This is a genomic window from Pseudomonas morbosilactucae (assembly GCF_023241715.1).
In the GTDB taxonomy this organism is placed as follows: domain Bacteria; phylum Pseudomonadota; class Gammaproteobacteria; order Pseudomonadales; family Pseudomonadaceae; genus Aquipseudomonas; species Aquipseudomonas morbosilactucae.
Map to the genome: position 1 here is coordinate 165,134 of NZ_JALQCW010000004.1, position 15,578 is coordinate 180,711.

Annotated in this window: 11 protein-coding genes and 1 pseudogene; 6 read left to right on the forward strand and 6 right to left on the reverse strand. The window is 63.1% G+C overall.

Features of this window, described 5'->3' with window-relative positions; all coding sequences use genetic code 11:
• Positions 1-206 precede the first annotated feature (206 nt).
• The 3 genes from M1B34_RS02055 to M1B34_RS02065 all read left to right on the forward strand — a co-directional run bounded on the left by M1B34_RS02055 (position 207) and on the right by M1B34_RS02065 (position 3,039).
• The gene (locus M1B34_RS02055) at positions 207-1,121 is read left to right on the forward strand and encodes a LysR substrate-binding domain-containing protein (protein WP_123333043.1); all 915 of its coding nucleotides are present in this window, start codon (positions 207-209) and stop codon (positions 1,119-1,121) included.
• A gap of 182 nt (positions 1,122-1,303) precedes the next feature.
• Positions 1,304-2,629 carry an OprD family porin gene (locus M1B34_RS02060; RefSeq protein ID WP_123333041.1) on the forward strand — a complete coding sequence of 442 codons (1,326 nt, stop codon included), beginning with the start codon at positions 1,304-1,306 and terminating at the stop codon, positions 2,627-2,629.
• Between the two features lie 191 nt (positions 2,630-2,820).
• Positions 2,821-3,039, forward strand: a complete 219-nt coding sequence (locus M1B34_RS02065) for a hypothetical protein (protein WP_123333039.1) — start codon at positions 2,821-2,823, stop codon at positions 3,037-3,039.
• Positions 3,040-3,328: 289 nt separating this feature from the next.
• On the opposite strand, the gene M1B34_RS02070 is transcribed toward M1B34_RS02065, so the two are convergent.
• From M1B34_RS02070 to M1B34_RS02080, 3 genes are all read right to left on the reverse strand, one after another.
• The gene (locus tag M1B34_RS02070) at positions 3,329-6,487 is read right to left on the reverse strand and encodes a CusA/CzcA family heavy metal efflux RND transporter (RefSeq protein WP_268264329.1); all 3,159 of its coding nucleotides are present in this window, start codon (positions 6,485-6,487) and stop codon (positions 3,329-3,331) included.
• 24 nt (positions 6,488-6,511) lie between these two features.
• On the reverse strand, positions 6,512-7,729 hold the full coding sequence (locus M1B34_RS02075) for an efflux RND transporter periplasmic adaptor subunit (protein ID WP_268264330.1): 1,218 nt from the start codon (positions 7,727-7,729) through the stop codon (positions 6,512-6,514).
• 62 nt (positions 7,730-7,791) lie between these two features.
• Entirely contained in the window at positions 7,792-9,024 is a 1,233-nt protein-coding gene (locus M1B34_RS02080) for a TolC family protein (protein ID WP_268264331.1), read from the reverse strand.
• Between the two features lie 544 nt (positions 9,025-9,568).
• Between M1B34_RS02080 and M1B34_RS02085 the strand changes: the two genes are divergently transcribed.
• Entirely contained in the window at positions 9,569-10,243 is a 675-nt protein-coding gene (locus M1B34_RS02085; protein WP_123333033.1) for a heavy metal response regulator transcription factor, read from the forward strand.
• Positions 10,240-11,649: a heavy metal sensor histidine kinase gene (locus tag M1B34_RS02090; protein ID WP_268264332.1), complete on the forward strand. Its 1,410-nt coding sequence runs from the start codon at positions 10,240-10,242 to the stop codon at positions 11,647-11,649. The genes M1B34_RS02085 and M1B34_RS02090 overlap by 4 nt, the downstream gene beginning before the upstream one ends.
• A 54-nt stretch (positions 11,650-11,703) precedes the next feature.
• Here M1B34_RS02090 and M1B34_RS33945 read toward each other — a convergent pair whose 3' ends face one another.
• From M1B34_RS33945 to M1B34_RS02105, 3 genes and pseudogenes are all read right to left on the reverse strand, one after another.
• Positions 11,704-12,261 (reverse strand): methyl-accepting chemotaxis protein, encoded by a 558-nt coding sequence (locus M1B34_RS33945; protein ID WP_268264375.1) that lies wholly within the window; start codon positions 12,259-12,261, stop codon positions 11,704-11,706.
• Positions 12,244-13,017: pseudogene (locus M1B34_RS33950) on the reverse strand (PAS domain-containing protein); the annotation flags it as partial. The pseudogene M1B34_RS33950 and the gene M1B34_RS33945, both read right to left, overlap by 18 nt.
• Positions 13,018-13,153: 136 nt before the next feature.
• Positions 13,154-14,059: a helix-turn-helix domain-containing protein gene (locus M1B34_RS02105; protein ID WP_268264333.1), complete on the reverse strand. Its 906-nt coding sequence runs from the start codon at positions 14,057-14,059 to the stop codon at positions 13,154-13,156.
• 152 nt (positions 14,060-14,211) lie between these two features.
• Here M1B34_RS02105 and M1B34_RS02110 point away from each other — a divergent pair, with 152 nt between their 5' ends.
• Entirely contained in the window at positions 14,212-15,570 is a 1,359-nt protein-coding gene (locus M1B34_RS02110; protein ID WP_268264334.1) for a glutamine synthetase family protein, read from the forward strand.
• Positions 15,571-15,578 lie beyond the last annotated feature (8 nt).

The following is a 15,578-nucleotide window of genomic DNA, read 5'->3' on the forward strand; positions in this document are numbered from 1 at the left end:
AAGACCATCGACCCCGCGTACAAAGGGCCGGACTGCACAAGGCGCCGGCCGGACCTGAAGAACGCGGCACACTAAGTTTTTATTCTGTTTTTATCAAATATCAGAATTTCATATGGTTATTCGAAATAATAAACAGGGCATAAATGCCTTAAATCCGGCATTTACCGCGCTTTATTTGTGTTTTTGCTTAGTGTTTAATTCAACACATGAATAATTTAGAACAGTTAGCCAATGACCCTCCCCTGCGTGCCGTGCGCACCTTCGAAGCCTTTGCCCGACATGGCGGTGTCAATGCGGCCGCTCGCGAGTTGGATGTATCGCCTTCGGCGGTGAGTCATCAATTGCACCTGCTGGAGAGCTTTCTGCAGCAACCCCTGACCTTGCGCCAGGGCCGCAACCTGATTCTCACCGAGGAAGGCCGTGAGTATTACCGCGCCATTCGCTCGGCCTTTGCGGTGCTGCGCAGCGCCACCGAGCACGTGCGGGAAAAGAGTGCCACGCGGCAAATCACCATCAGCCTGATCCCGCTGTTCGGGATCAACCTGTTTATCCCCCGGCTCGCCGAGTTCTTGCGCGACCAGCCGGAGCTGGACATCAACATCACCTACGCCAACCACCGCAGCTACCCCAGCGACGCGGCGGAACTGTCGATCCGTTTCGGCACCGGGCACTGGCCTGGCTACCACAGCGAGCCGCTGATGTCCGGCGCCGTCCGCCCCTATTGCAGCCGGGCCTTTCTGGAACGCCACGGGCCCATCGATTCGCCCCAGGCCCTGGCTGACCTGCCCCTGCTCCACGATGAAGAGCGCGGCACCTGGGGCCAATGGTTCCAGGCGGCCGACGTGCAGCACGGCGGCGCCCTCAACGGGTTGCTGCTGGAAGATGGCCAGCTGGCCCTGACTGCCACCCTCACCGGCCTCGGCTGCTCGCTGCTGCGCGAGCCCCTGGTCGCGCCCCACGTGGCCAGTGGCGAGTTGGTCAAACTGTTCGACCTGCCGGTGGACGATGGCCGCCAGTACTACCTGTGCCGTCGGGTCGGCAGCGAACTCTCGGCGGCCGGGCATGGCCTGTACGAGTGGATCAAGCAAGGGTTGCTGGCCGACACGCCGGCACCGTCGTAACCCCTCCGATCGCCCCTGCCGACAGAGGCTTTCTTGCAGAATTGTAATGAGCTGATCACCCTCGCGTTATCTCCAGGTTGCAACGATGTCGCTCGGCACCGAGGCGGGCTTTGCCCTGCCTGGGAACAATAAGACCCAAGCCGAAGACGCTGTTCCGTTCTGCCGACCTTAAGGAGCGATTGATGATCAAACACAAAAAACTCACCTTGGCCGCCCTGGCCACGCTGGTCAGTTCCGGGCCCTCCCTGGGGGTGGCGCAAGAAGCCGCCGAGGGCTTTATCGAGGGCAGCAGCCTGACCTTGCTCAACCGGAACTTTTACTTCAACCGCGATCACCGCAATGGCGAATCCAGCCCTACCGGCAATGGTTACTCGGAAGCCTGGGCCCACGGCTTGATCGGCAAGTTCGAGTCCGGTTTCACCCAGGGCAGCGTCGGCGTCGGGGTGGACGCCTTCGCCATGCTCGGGCTGAAACTCGACACCGGCGATGGCCGCAATGGCGGTCGCAGCTCATTCGACGTGCTACCGGTCAATCGCGACGGCGAAGCCCGGGATGAGTACAGCAAGGCCGGTGGCGCGGTGAAAGTCCGTGCCCTGGACACCGTGGTCAAGGTCGGGGATGTGTTCCCCGCCACGCCGGTGGTGGCCGCGGGCGATTCGCGGCTGTTGCCGGAAAGTTTTCGCGGGGTCACGGCCACCAACACCAGCATCAGCGGCCTGAGCCTCCAGGGCGGCCGCTTGCACGCCATGAGCCAGCCGGTATCGAGCAACCCACGGGACAACTTCGTGACGTTCTACGGTGGCCCGGTCAACTCGCCGTGGATCGGCTACTTCGGTGGCGACTACAGCCTTAACGACAACCTCGGGTTCAGCCTCTACAGCAGCCGTTTGAAAGACGCCTGGAACCAGTACTACGCCGGCAATACCTGGACCTACCCACTCTCTGAAGGCCTGTCGCTGTTTGGCGGCCTGAACTATTACAAGGCCGTGGACGAAGGCAAACAGTTGCTGGGAAGTTTCAATAACTCGATCTGGAGCGGCAAGGCCGGGGTCAAGTTCGGCGCCCACAGCCTGGCCCTTTCTCACCAGCGCAACAATGGCGACGATGACTTCGATTACTTGCGCCAGTCAGACTCGATCTTCCTCGACAACTCGATCCAGTACAGCGACTTCAACTCCCCCAAGGAGCGCTCATGGATGCTGCGCTATGACCTCGACATGGCCAGTTTCGGCGTGCCGGGTCTGTCGTTCATGACCCGCTATGGCCGCGGCAGTGGTGCCGATTACTCCAACGCCAACAGCGTGTACATGCGCCGTGATGCCGCCGGTAATCCGTTGACCGGCCAGCACCGCTGGGAGCGCAATATCGAGGCCAAGTACGTGGTGCAGGCCGGCTCCCTCAAGGACCTGTCGTTGCGCGTGCGCCAGGCCACCACCCGGGCCACGGCGTTCGAGTCGGACCTGGACGAAGTGCGGCTGATTGTCGAATACCCCCTGAGCCTGCTTTGACCCGCTGACAAAAAAGAGCCGGGGCGCCTGTGTGCCCCGGCTCTTTTTTTGCCTGGCGCTGAATAATGTCAGGAATGTAATAAGCCCATCATCCTCGCGTTAGTTTCGTTTTTTTATAATTGGCCGGTACTCGAAAGTTGCAGTTAGTTAAATAACTGAAACGCCCTCTTCGATTAAAAGAGACTGCCCTTATGAAACTTTCCAAACTTGTTTTTGCCGGCCTTTTTATCTTCACCGCCAACACCGCCCTGGCCGAGGGTGGCAGCGAACGCGCTCAGGAATACCTGGCCCAGTTCCAACTTCGCCAGGCACAGATTCATGGCGCCGAACAGACCGCGCCCGGCATTGAAGCCACGGCCCAGGCCGAGAACGACGAGTCGATCCAGTCCGGTAACAAGTCCGAGGGTTGAGGCCTTACCGAGCTGTCGTCATTCACCTTTGGTAGCTGATTGGCTCCTTTGGAAAAAGGTGAATTTTTAGGGCGCCCTGTGGGGCGCCTTTTTTTTTGCCCGGGATTTGTCGGTCGTGGTGATCGGCCAGCCCGAGCACTGCACCTAGAACTTCACGTTGCATGGCCTCAGAGCGCAGGGCCTTCACCGGCAATACCCGCTGACCACGGCGATCAGCAAGGCGAAACCCAGGCACAAAAAAGCCCGCTGGCAGCTTCGCCAGCGGGCTTCGGGTGCAGCGGTGTCAGCCTTAATCGGCAGTCTGCGCCAGGGGCTCCTCTTCGCGTCGGTGGGCCCAGTGATACAGCGCCGGCAGGATCAACAGGGTCAGGGCAGTGGACGACAGGATGCCGCCAATCACCACGGTGGCCAGAGGCCGTTGCACTTCGGCGCCGGTGCCGGTGGCCAGGGCCATGGGCACAAAGCCCAGGGACGCCACCAGCGCGGTCATCAGTACCGGCCGCAGGCGGGTCAAGGCACCTTCATGGATCGCCACGTCCAGGCTACGCCCTTGTTCACGCAGGTTGCGGATAAAGGCAATCATCACCAGGCCGTTGAGCACCGCTACGCCGGACAAGGCAATAAAGCCGACGCCCGCGGAGATCGACAAGGGGATGTCCCGCAGCCACAGGGCCATGACCCCGCCGGTCAAGGCGAAGGGAATGCCGGTAAACACCAGCAGACCATCCTTGAGGTTGTTGAACATCATGAACAGCAAGGCGAACACCAGCAGCAAGGCCACTGGCACCACGATCTGCAGGCGCTTGGCCGCCGATTGCAGTTGTTCGAACTGGCCGCCCCAAAGGGTCCAGTAACCGGCGGGGATCTGTACCTGACTGTCAAGGCGCTGGCTGGCCTCTTCGACAAAGGAGCCGATATCGCGCCCGCGCACGTTGGCGCTGACGATCACCAGGCGCTTGCCGTTTTCCCGGCTGACCTGATTGGGCCCCATGACCAGGTCGAGGCTGGCCACGGTGGCCAGAGGGATAAAGCCGATCTGCCCGGCGTCGCCACCGGCCAGGGCCGGCACCGGTATCAGCAGTTGCCCCAAGCCCTCGACGTCCTGGCGCATGGCCTCGGGCAGGCGCACCACCATGGCGAAGCGCCGGTCCCCTTCGTACAGGGTGCCGGCCTGGCGTCCGCCCAGGGCCACAGCGATGGTGTCTTGCACATCACCGACGTTCAGCCCGTAACGAGCCGCCTGGTCACGGTCGATATTGATGGTCAGCACCGGCAGCCCGGTGGTTTGCTCGACCTTGACCTCCGTCGCGCCGCTGACGCCCTGCAAGGTGCTGGCAATGCTCTGCGCCGTACGGTTGAGCACGGCCATGTCATCGCCAAAGACCTTGACCGCAACGTCGCTGCGCACCCCGGAAATCAGCTCGTTGAAGCGCAATTGGATAGGTTGCGACAGTTCGTAGTTGCTGCCTGGCAACTGTGCGGTGGCCTGCTGGATATCGGCCATCAGGGTTTCACGGGATTTATCCGGGTCCGGCCACTGCTCCCGGGGTTTGAGCATCACGTAGCTGTCAGAGGCATTGGGCGGCATCGGATCGGAGGCGATTTCCGCGGTGCCGGTGCGGGCAAACACCCGCTGCACTTCCGGCACCTGTTGCAGCAGTTGCTGTTCCAGGCGCTGCTGCATATCCACCGACTGGCTCAGGCTGGTGCCCGGCACGCGCAGGGCCTGCAAGGCAAAGTCACCTTCACTGAGGCTGGGCACAAACTCGCTGCCCATACGCCCGGCCACGCCGAGGCTGGCGCCGATCATCAGCAATGCGCCGACAAACGCCAGGGCCCGATGGCCCATGACCCAGCCCAGCGCCGGGGCATAGCAGCGCCGCGCTGCGCCCATGACCCGCCCCTCTTCTTCCTTGACCTTGCCGGTGACAAACAGCGCCAGGGCGGCCGGCACGAAGGTTACCGACAGCAGCATGGCGCCGAGCAAGGCGATGACCACGGTGAAGGCCATGGGGTGGAACATTTTGCCCTCGACCCCGGTGAGGGCGAAGATCGGCAGGTACACCACCATGATGATCAACTGGCCAAAGATCAGCGGCCGCCGGGCTTCCCGGGCGGCGGCAAAGACTTCGTGCAGGCGCTCCGAGCGGCTGAGCATGCGCCCGTGATGCTTCTGGGCATGGGCCAGGCGGCGGATGGCGTTTTCCACGATCACCACCGCACCGTCGACGATGATCCCGAAGTCCAGGGCACCGAGGCTCATCAGGTTGGCACTGACCTTGTTGCTGAACATGCCGGTGAAGGTGAACAGCATGGACAGCGGAATGACCATGGCGGTAATCAGCGCCGCGCGGATGTTGCCCAGGAACAGGAAGAGAATGACGATCACCAGGATCGCGCCTTCCACCAGGTTTTTCTTCACCGTGGCGATGGCCTTGTCCACCAGGTGGGTACGGTCATACACCGTCACCGCCGTCACCCCATTGGGCAGCGTGCGGTTGATCTGTTCCAGCTTGTTGGCCACGGCCAGCGAGACCGTGCGGCTGTTCTCGCCAATCAGCATGAACACCGTGCCCAACACCACTTCGCGGCCGTTCTCGGTGGCGGCGCCGGTGCGCAGTTCACGGCCGATGTCGACGCTGGCGACGTTTTTCACCCGGATCGGCGTGCCGTCGACATTGGCCATGACGATATTGGCGATGTCCTCGGGGCTGGCCAGTTGGCCGGGGGCACGGATCAGCAGTTGTTCGCCGTTGCGCTCGATGTAACCGGCGCCGATGTTGGCGTTGTTGCGTTCTAGCGCGGTGATCAGGTCGGCCAGGGTCAGCTTGTAGGCCGCCAGGCGCTTGGGATCGGGGGCAATCTGGTACTCCTTGGCAAAACCGCCAATGGTGTTGATCTCCGCGACCCCCGGCACGTTGCGCAACTGCGGCTTGATGATCCAGTCCTGGATCTCCCGCAGGTCGGTGGCGCTGTAGGGCTGGCCGTTGTCCTTGAGGGCGCCGTCGCTGGCTTCCACGGTCCAGAGGAAAATTTCCCCCAGGCCGGTGGAAATCGGCCCCAGGCTGGCCTCGATCCCGGGCGGCAATTGCGACTTGGCGCTCTGCAGCCGTTCATTGACCAACTGGCGAGCGAAGAACAGGTCGGTGCCTTCCTTGAAGATCACCGTCACCTGGGACAATCCGGAACGCGACAGCGATCGGGTCTGCTCCAGTGCCGGCAGGCCGGCCATGGCGGTCTCGATCGGAAAGGTGATGCGCTGCTCGGTTTCCAGGGGCGAAAAACCGGCAGCGCCGGTGTTGATCTGCACCTGGACGTTGGTGATGTCGGGCACGGCGTCGATCGGCAGCTTCTGGTAGCTGGCGATCCCCAGCCCGGCCATCAGCAACACCGCCAGCAGCACAATGATGCGCTGCTCGATGGCAAATTGAATCAATCGTTCGAACATGAGGGACGTCTCGCGAAGGGCAAATCAATGGGCGTGTTGGGCCGAGGCTTTGCCCAGTTCCGACTTGAGAATGAAGCTGCCGGCGCTGGCGATTTGGGTGCCGGCCGGCAAGCCCTGGGTGATTTCCACCAGGCCGTCGGCGCGGCGCCCGGTCTGCACCGGCGTGGCGCGAAACCCCTCGGCGCTGCGCACGAACACCGTGGGTCGGTCCTCGACGCTGTGCAGCGCCGCTTCGGGCACGCTGACCGCGACCTGCTGGCGGTCGATGGCCACCTTGACGCTGACGAACAGGCCGGGACGCCACGCACCCTGGGGGTTGTCCAGGGCCACGCGGACGGTGGCCGCGCGGGTCTGCTCGCCGAGCAAGCTGCCGACGTAGGCCACGCTGCCACTGGCTTCGCTGTTCAGTTCGGTGGCGCTGACGGTGACCGCCCTGCCCACCCGAACCTGCTCCAGGTCCTTGGGCGCTACACCAAAAGTCACCCAGACCCGTGACAGGTCGGACAAGGTGAAGGCATTGCTGCTTTCGCTGACCACCTCCCCCAGAGCCAGGTGTTTTTCCACCACCACGCCGTCGAAGGGGGCCCGTAGTTCATAGCGGTTACCACCGCTGGCCTGAGCATTGCCACTCATGGCGCTGACTTTTTGCCGGGCATTGTCCAGGGCTATTTCCGCGTCTTGCAGGGCCTGGCGCGCCTGGAGGAAATCCTGCTCGGCGGAAATCCGCTCCTGCCATAACTGCCGTTCACGTTCATAGGTGCTGCGGGCCAGTTCCAGTCGGCGTTGGGCGGCCGCCTGTTCGCTGCGCTGGTCAGAGATCTGCTGGCTGGCAATCACCGCCAATACCTGGCCCTTTTTCACCCATTGGCCGAGGTCCACTCGCACCGCCTCCACCACCCCGGGCACCCGGGGCACCACGTGGCTGGTGCGGTCTTCGTCGAACCCCACCTGCGCGGGAAACACCAGGGAACGGCCGATTGCCTGGGGTGCGGCCGCCACCAGCTGGATGCCTGCCGCCTGGATCTGCGCCTCGCTAAGGGTCAAGAGACCCTCCTCGGCCGGCGCTTCGTCATGTTCGGCGCCGGCCTCCTCTTCGTGACCATGACCGTCTTCCGAGGCTGCCGACTGCTCGGCATGGGCCGCTCCGGCGGAACTGCCCAGCCAACTGCTGGCGCCGAAAGCGCCCAAGCCGATGCCCAAGGCCAGAACCCAGGCCCGGGACAGAATCTGTGTGTTATTCATGAAAACTCCCTAAGCCACGCCTGCCCTGTTCAGGGAGGGCGCGGCGAGCACAAAAAAATCGGTTAGAAGCCGCTCAAGGCAGGCGCCTCGGGCGTGCCCAAGTCGCCGAAAATCCGTTCGATACGCACCCAGGCCTCGGTGTTGTCAGCGATGGCCTGCAGGTACTGGCCACGGGCACCGATCAAGGTGCGCTGGGCGTCCAGGACGTCGAGAAAGTTGAACTTGCCCATTTCAAAGCCCCGGGTGGCGGTGTCCACGGCGCTTTGCGCGGCCGGCAGGATGCGTTGCTGGAACGCGCTGACTTCGGCCTCGGCGGTTTGCCACTGTTGCAGGGCGTTTTGCACCTCGCTGCGTACCCGCAGGGCGGTGGCATTGCGCTGATCCCGGGCCTGGTCCGCGCGGCGAGCAGCGGCCAGCACGTTGCCCTGGTTGCGGTTGAACAGCGGGAGCGGCATGGACACACCCACGACGTTGACGCGCTCGCGCTCCAGTTCGCTGTATTGGCTGCCCAGGCTCAGGGTCAGGTCGGGGATGCGCTGGGCCTTTTCCAGGCCCAGGGACGCTTCGCGCTGGTCGATGCGCAGCACCGCCAGGCGCAGTTCGGCGGTGTCGTCGATCCGTTGCAGCAGCAATGCCTCGGACGGCACCGTCGGCAGCGCCCCCGCGGACTCTTGCACACGGTGGAAGCCGGGCCGGGCCGACCCGGTGACTGTCGCCAGTTGCAGATAGGCGTTGGCGGCATCGCGTTCGGCCCGCTGCAACTCCAGGCGCACCTGGGCGTGCTGTACCTGGGCCCGGGTGCCCTCCACTGGCGAAGACTTGCCGGCGCGAATCTGCCCGTCGGCCACCTGCAGCCCGCGCTCGGCGAGCGCCAGGGACTGGCGGGCCAGGGCCACGCGTTGCTGGGCCGTGGATGCGCTGTAAAACGCCAGGAGCACCTCGGCGCGCAGGGCGTTGCGCTGTTGCTCCCACTCGATCGCGGCAATCTCCTGGGCGCGGCTGGCCACCTCGATTCGCGCCCCGCGCTTGCCGCCCAACTCCAGGGGCTGGCTGAGGGTCAGGGTGGTGGTCCGGGAGTTGCGCCGGGTGTCCTCGGCCTCCCAGCTCAGCTCGGGGTTGGGGCGTAACCCGGCCTGTTGCCGGTCGCCCTCGGCAATTCCCCGCTCCCATTGCGCCGCCGCCAGTTCGGGGTTGTGGGCAAAGGCCGCCGCCAGGGCCTGGTCCACGGTCAGCGCGGCATCGCCGGGGTCGGCCCAGGCGCTGGCGCTGCCCAGCAGCAGGCTCCACGCAGCCATGCCGAACAAGGCGCCGGTTAATTTCGAAACAATCACTAACGGCTTATATCGAGGCAATTTCAAACTTCCTGTGGTGCTCAGACTTCTGTGGCGTGAATGTAGAAGTCGGCACTTATCAGCAAGGTGACTGCACTATTACAAATCCGTAATCCACCGTCAGGAACAGGGGTTGTGGATTAATATCCGCCCAACTAAGGGACTTCACCCCATTAATTGGCAATATGTAGAAACATATACAGGGCAGATATCCGCCCGGCAGCACTTGCCGCCTCAGCGCATCCATGCAGCGCTTTGAACGAGCCTGAAAGGCTGCGGCGAATTGTCACAAGACGTTGATTTATCGGCACTTAAATCACGCCAGCGATTGACCCTGTAGCGACTACAGGCTTTAGCCTGCGGTGCATACCGCCTCGATGGAGTCCATCACTTAAAACCTCGAAAGATCCTTAAGTACTGTTTATCAACATCCATCGGCAGCCCACGACAATAACAACTTAGCCTTCTGCCTTATTGAATATCCCCACTCTTTAAAAGGTAAAACACCATGCGAATCCTTGTCGTTGAGGACGAGCTTAAAACTGCCGAATACTTGCATCAGGGCCTGACGGAAAGTGGTTATGTGGTGGACCGTGCCAACTCCGGCACCGACGGCCTGCACTTGGCCCGCCAGCAGATCTATGACTTGGTGATCCTCGACGTCAACCTGCCGCACATGGACGGTTGGGGGGTGCTTGAGCACCTGCGGCAAAGCAGCAACACCCGGGTGATGATGCTCACCGCCCGGGGGCGCCTGGCCGACAAGATCCGCGGCCTGGACCTGGGCGCCGACGACTACCTGGTCAAGCCCTTCGAATTTCCCGAGCTGCTGGCCCGGGTGCGCAGCCTGTTGCGACGCAGCGAACAACGGGCCGTGCCCGAGGTGCTCAAGGTCGCCGACCTGGAGCTCGACCCAGGCCGGCACCGGGCGTTTCGCGGTGCGCAGCGCATTGACCTGACCACCAAGGAATTCGCCCTGCTGCACCTGCTGATGCGCCAATCCGGCGAGGTGTTGTCGCGGACCCAGATCATCTCCCTGGTCTGGGACATGAACTTTGATTGCGACACCAACGTGGTCGAGGTCTCGATCCGGCGCCTGCGGGCCAAGATCGACGACCCTTTCGACAGCAAACTGATCCATACCCTACGCGGCGTCGGTTATGTGCTGGAGGCTCGGGAATGAAGCCTGCCAGCCTGTCGCTGCGCCTGGGCCTGACCGTCAGCCTGCTGGGCGCATTGCTGGTGGTGTTGCTGGCCGTGCTGGCGTTTTTTGCCCTGAGCCATGAGCTGGACAGCCTGTCTCGCAGCAGCCTGGAAAAGAAAATGCAGCAGGTCGAACACAGCCTGTCGCTGTACGCCAGCAGCGCCGAGATCACCTCGCAGCCGCACATGCTGCTGGATCAGGTCACCGGGCATGACAACCTGAGCCTGAGCATCCTCGACCCGCAACAGCCAGGCCGGCCCCTGTTGCAGTTCGGCAACGGTGGCAGCGACCCACGCCAGCTTTCCAGGATCGCCAGCCGGGCCACAGCCAACCCGGCTTACGCCCGGCATATCGATGAGCAAGACCGCCAGGTGCTGACCCTGTCCAAGGTCTTTGTCCTGTCCAGCGGCGCGCCACTCACGGTGCTGCTGTCGATGGATGGCAGCCACGATGAAGCTTTGCTCAGCGCCTACCTGCGCTCGACGTTGATGGCCTTGCCGCTGCTGTTGATCTTGATCGGCTTCAGCGCCTGGGCCGTGGTGCAACGCGGCCTGGCGCCACTGCGGCAGTTTCGCCAGGTGGCAGCGATGATCTCGGCCCAGGACCTGGGTCATCGCCTGTCGGTGGTGCAGATGCCCCAGGAACTCAGCGAACTGGCGCAAGGCATTAACTTCATGCTGCACCGGCTCGATGATGGCGTGCAGCAGCTGTCGCAGTTCTCCGATGACCTGGCCCATGAACTGCGCTCGCCCATCACCAACCTGATGGGCAAGGCCCAGGTAACCCTGTCCCGTGAGCGCCCGCCCGAAGCGTACAAGGCGGTGCTGGAGTCGTGCATCGAGGAGTTGGAACGGGTCAATCGGATTGTCAGCGACATGCTGTTCCTGGCCCAGGTCAGCCACCCGGCGGCGCTGGTGCCATTTCGCGGCATTGCCCTGGAGGATGAGGCCTTGAAGGTGGTCGATCTGTTTTCACTGGCGGCCGAAGACCGACAGATTCGCCTGAAGGTGATCGGCAGCGGCCAGGTACAGGGGGATCGCTTGATGATCCAGCGGGCGATTTCCAACCTGCTGTCCAACGCTCTACGCCACTGCCCAACGGGCCAGGTCGTGGCCATCGAGATCGAGCAGGCGCCCGCTCAGGTCATGCTGCGGGTGAGCAACCCAGGCCCCGGCATCGAGGCGCAGCACCTGCCTCACCTGTTCGAGCGTTTCTACCGTGTGGATCACAGCCGCGCCCGGGCCCAGGGCGGCACCGGCCTGGGCCTGGCCATCGTGCGTTCGATCATGAACCTGCACCAGGGCAGCGCCGAGGTGCAGAGTTCGCCGGGCCAAGTCACGGTGTTCAGCTTGAAGTTTCCTGCACCTGACGGGCACGCCGCTTGACCATGCCGGGCAATGTGCATGCACTTGCACCCTGCCCGGCCTTCCCCTCATGGCTCAGTTCAACTGTTTGGCAAAGCGCCCTACCGCCCCCACCACTTGCCGGGCGCCTTCCTGGATTTCGACGATCACGTCCCCGGCCTGAGCAGCCAGCCCCAGGCCTTCCACGGCTTTGTCCTTGCTGTTGGCCATGCCCCGCACGGCCTCGTCCACCAGCTTCTGGTTCTGCTGGACCACGGCGACAATCTCTTCAGTGGCCGAACTGGTGCGCCCGGCCAGTTGCCGGACTTCGTCGGCGACCACGGCAAAACCACGGCCCTGTTCGCCGGCGCGGGCTGCCTCGATGGCAGCGTTGAGGGCCAGCAGGTTGGTTTGCTGGGCGATGCTGCCGATGGTCTGGACGATGGAGCTGATCAACAGCGACTGCTTGCCCAGGGCTTCGATGCCTTCGGACGCGGCCTGCATTTCCTCGGCGATCTGGCTCATGGTCTGCACCGTGTCCTTGACCACCGTGGCCCCGCGTTGCGCGCTGAGGTCGGTTTTTTGCGAGATATCGAAGGCGGTGCTGGCGGCGCTGTTCACCTCTTCCTGGCGCGCCACTTCGTCACTGACCACGGTGGCGAACTTCACCACTTTGCACAGGTTGTCTTCGGTGTCGTAGACCGGGTTGTAGGTGGCTTCCAGCCAGACCACGCGGCCGGCGCTGTCGATGCGCTTGAAGCGGTCGGCAACGAATTCACCGCGGTTGAGCTTTTTCCAGAACTCGGCATAGGCCGGGCTGGCCGCTTCCTGGGGTTCGCAGAAGATGCTGTGATGTTTGCCGAGGATCTGCGGCAGGCTGTAGCCCACGGCGTTGAGGAACTGGTCGTTGGCCTTGAGGATCTTGCCGCTCAGGTCGAATTCGATCACCGCCGTGGAGCGCAACAGGGCGTTGATGAAGGATTCGTTTTCCCGGGCCTGTTCGACGCTGGCGGTGACGTCGGTGGCCAGGCATTGCACATGCAGGAGCGTGCCGTTGATGTCGCGGATGGGCTGCCAGGCCGCGCGAAACCAGGCCAGGCTGCCGTCCGCCCGCAGGTAGCGGTAGTCGTCGCTGACCGAGGTGCCGCGGGCGACGGCGTCCTGGAAGTTGCGAAAACACGGCAGGTTTTTAACGTAGCCGGGCACGATGTCCATCATCGGCCGACCGATCAATTGGTCGTCGCGGTAGCCCAGGGCTTTGCTGAACAACGGGTTGAAAGCCAGGATGCGAAATTCCGTGTCGATGGTCAGTGAAATCATTTCTTCACTCAGCCCCGCCAGCAGCTGTCGCAGGGACAGGAGTTCAGCGTCTTTCGCCAGCAGGTCTTTTTTCAGTCCGTTGTTAAACATAAGGCACCCATTGCAGACAGTGGTGAGGGAAAGAGTCACTGCGTTGTCAGGCTATCGACACCGGTGAGCCTTAGCTTAGACCGACTATCTGAAGGTGCTGGGGACGCTGAAGCTGAACCGAAACAGCGCCTGGCACTCAGGCGCCACGGCGCTTCAGGGTTTCGCTGGGCAGCTCTTTGAACAGCGCCCGGTAGCTGCTGGAGAAGCGCCCCAGGTGCCAGAACGACCAGTGCATGGCCACTTCGGCCACGGTGGTGTCCTCGGCGTTGCGGCGCAGCAGTTCGCGGCGCGCGCCATTGAGTCGGCGCAGGCGCAGCCAGTGGGCCGGGGCCAGGCCGGTAAAGGCTTTGAAGGCACTTTGCAGCTGGCGCAAGGACACACCGGCAACGTCGGCCAGTTGCAGCAGGTTGACGCTGTCTTCCGCCGCGTCTGCGGCCCATTCCCCGACCCGCTGCATGATCGCCCGCTCCTCGCTGCGGCGCTGCAAGGCGCCACGTTCCAGGCCCACGCAGGCGCTGTCGAGCAGGTACAGGCAGTCTTCCAGCAGTTGCTGGGTCAAGGCGTCGCGGCTGGGCGGGTCGAAGGTTTGCGAGAGTTGGGTCAGGGTGCTGCTGAGCCAGCGGCCGAACAGCGCGTTCTGCTGGCCATTGAGGGGGGACATGAACAAGCCGTTGAGGCGTTCCATGCCCAGGCCCTGGCGCTGGACGAATTCAGGGCCGAACACCACCGCCACTTCCTGGTAGTTCTCGGGGGTGATCCAGATGTTGCGGCTCTCGCCATTGAGCAGGTAGAGGGCGTTGTCGCTGCGGTCGAAACAGAACGCCAGGGCGCCCTGGGGCGCGCTGAAATTCTGCTCGACCCGGGTGTTCATGCACTCCTCGTAGATCTCCACGCCCTGCAGGTCGAGGTAGCGCACCTGCCCGGCAAAATGCCCGGGGGACATCTGCTGGTATTGCTGGACCCAACCTGGGGTGGCGCGGATTTGCTCGGCCACATCGACGGTCTTGAAGGCTTGGACCTGGAACGCACTGGACGCTGTCATGGGAGACCTTACGCACTCGTTTGGTGCGTTTTGGTGCTGCTTAAAGTGGATAGATGGAACACACAAGGGTCGCCCAAGATAGTCGCCAATGCGCCGCAGGGGAAGCCTTGTCGACCTCCCCCGACGCAGCCGAACCCATTGACGAGGTCTTTATGAACGCCCCTTTCGATCAGCTTTCCTCCTGGCTGAAAGATCACAAGATTACCGAAGTAGAGTGCGTGGTCAGCGACTTGACCGGCATCGCCCGCGGCAAGATCGCCCCCACCAACAAGTTCCTCCATGAGCGCGGCATGCGCCTGCCGGAAAGTGTCTTGCTGCAAACGGTAACCGGGGATTTTGTCGACGACGACCTGTACTACGAACTGCTCGACCCGGCCGACATCGACATGGTCTGCCGCCCCGACGCCGCAGGAATGTACGTGGTGCCCTGGGCCATCGAACCGACTGCCATCGTGATCCATGACACCTTCGACAAGTTCGGCAACCCGGTGGAACTGTCGCCGCGCAACGTGCTGAAAAAAGTCCTGCAGCTGTACACCGACCAAGGCTGGCAGCCCATCGTTGCCCCGGAAATGGAGTTCTACCTGACCCAGCGCTGCGAAGATCCGGACCTGCCTCTCAAGGCCCCCCTGGGCCGTTCGGGCCGCGCCGAAAGTGGCCGGCAGTCGTTCTCCATCGACGCCGCCAACGAATTCGACCCGCTGTTCGAAGACGTCTACGACTGGTGCGAAGCCCAGGGCCTGGACCTCGACACGCTGATCCACGAAGACGGCCCGGCGCAGATGGAGATCAACTTCCGCCACGGCGACGCCCTCGACCTGGCCGACCAGATCACCGTGTTCAAGCGCACCCTGCGCGAGGCGGCGCTCAAGCACAACGTCACCGCGACCTTTATGGCCAAGCCGATTGCCGACGAGCCCGGCAGCGCCATGCACCTGCACCAGAGCGTGGTGGAGATCGGCACCGGCAAGCCGATTTTCGTCGACGCCAACGGCGAGAAAAGCCAACTGTTCCTGCACCACATCGGCGGCCTGCAGAAGTACATCCCCAAGGTGCTGCCGATGTTCGCCCCCAACGTCAACTCGTTCCGCCGCTTCCTGCCCGACACCTCGGCACCGGTGAACGTGGAATGGGGCGAGGAAAACCGCACCGTCGGCCTGCGCGTACCCACCGCCAGCCCCGAGGCGATGCGCGTGGAAAACCGCCTGCCCGGCGCCGACGCCAACCCGTACCTGGCGATTGCCGCCAGCTTGTTGTGCGGCTACCTGGGCATGATCGAAGGCATCGAGCCCAGCGCCCCGGTCGAAGGCCGCGCCTATGAACGGCGCAACCTGCGCCTGCCGATCACCATCGAGGACGCCCTGGCCCACATGGAGGACTGCCCAACCATCGAGCGCTACCTGGGGCGCAAGTTCGTGCGTGGCTATGTGGCGGTCAAACGTGCCGAACATGAGAACTTCAAGCGCGTGATCAGCTCCTGGGAACGTGAGTTCCTGCTGCTCAGCGTGTAAGCACTCCA

Excerpts from the sequence above, each read along its gene's own strand:
- M1B34_RS02055 (WP_123333043.1), top strand. The coding sequence starts at position 207 with ATGAATAATTTAGAACAGTTAGCCAATGACCCTCCCCTGCGTGCCGTG.
- M1B34_RS02060 (WP_123333041.1), top strand. The coding sequence starts at position 1,304 with ATGATCAAACACAAAAAACTCACCTTGGCCGCCCTGGCCACGCTGGTC.
- M1B34_RS02065 (WP_123333039.1), top strand. The coding sequence starts at position 2,821 with ATGAAACTTTCCAAACTTGTTTTTGCCGGCCTTTTTATCTTCACCGCC.
- M1B34_RS02070 (WP_268264329.1), bottom strand. The coding sequence starts at position 6,487 with ATGTTCGAACGATTGATTCAATTTGCCATCGAGCAGCGCATCATTGTG.
- M1B34_RS02075 (WP_268264330.1), bottom strand. The coding sequence starts at position 7,729 with ATGAATAACACACAGATTCTGTCCCGGGCCTGGGTTCTGGCCTTGGGC.
- M1B34_RS02080 (WP_268264331.1), bottom strand. The coding sequence starts at position 9,024 with ATGGCTGCGTGGAGCCTGCTGCTGGGCAGCGCCAGCGCCTGGGCCGAC.
- M1B34_RS02085 (WP_123333033.1), top strand. The coding sequence starts at position 9,569 with ATGCGAATCCTTGTCGTTGAGGACGAGCTTAAAACTGCCGAATACTTG.
- M1B34_RS02090 (WP_268264332.1), top strand. The coding sequence starts at position 10,240 with ATGAAGCCTGCCAGCCTGTCGCTGCGCCTGGGCCTGACCGTCAGCCTG.
- M1B34_RS02105 (WP_268264333.1), bottom strand. The coding sequence starts at position 14,059 with ATGACAGCGTCCAGTGCGTTCCAGGTCCAAGCCTTCAAGACCGTCGAT.
- M1B34_RS02110 (WP_268264334.1), top strand. The coding sequence starts at position 14,212 with ATGAACGCCCCTTTCGATCAGCTTTCCTCCTGGCTGAAAGATCACAAG.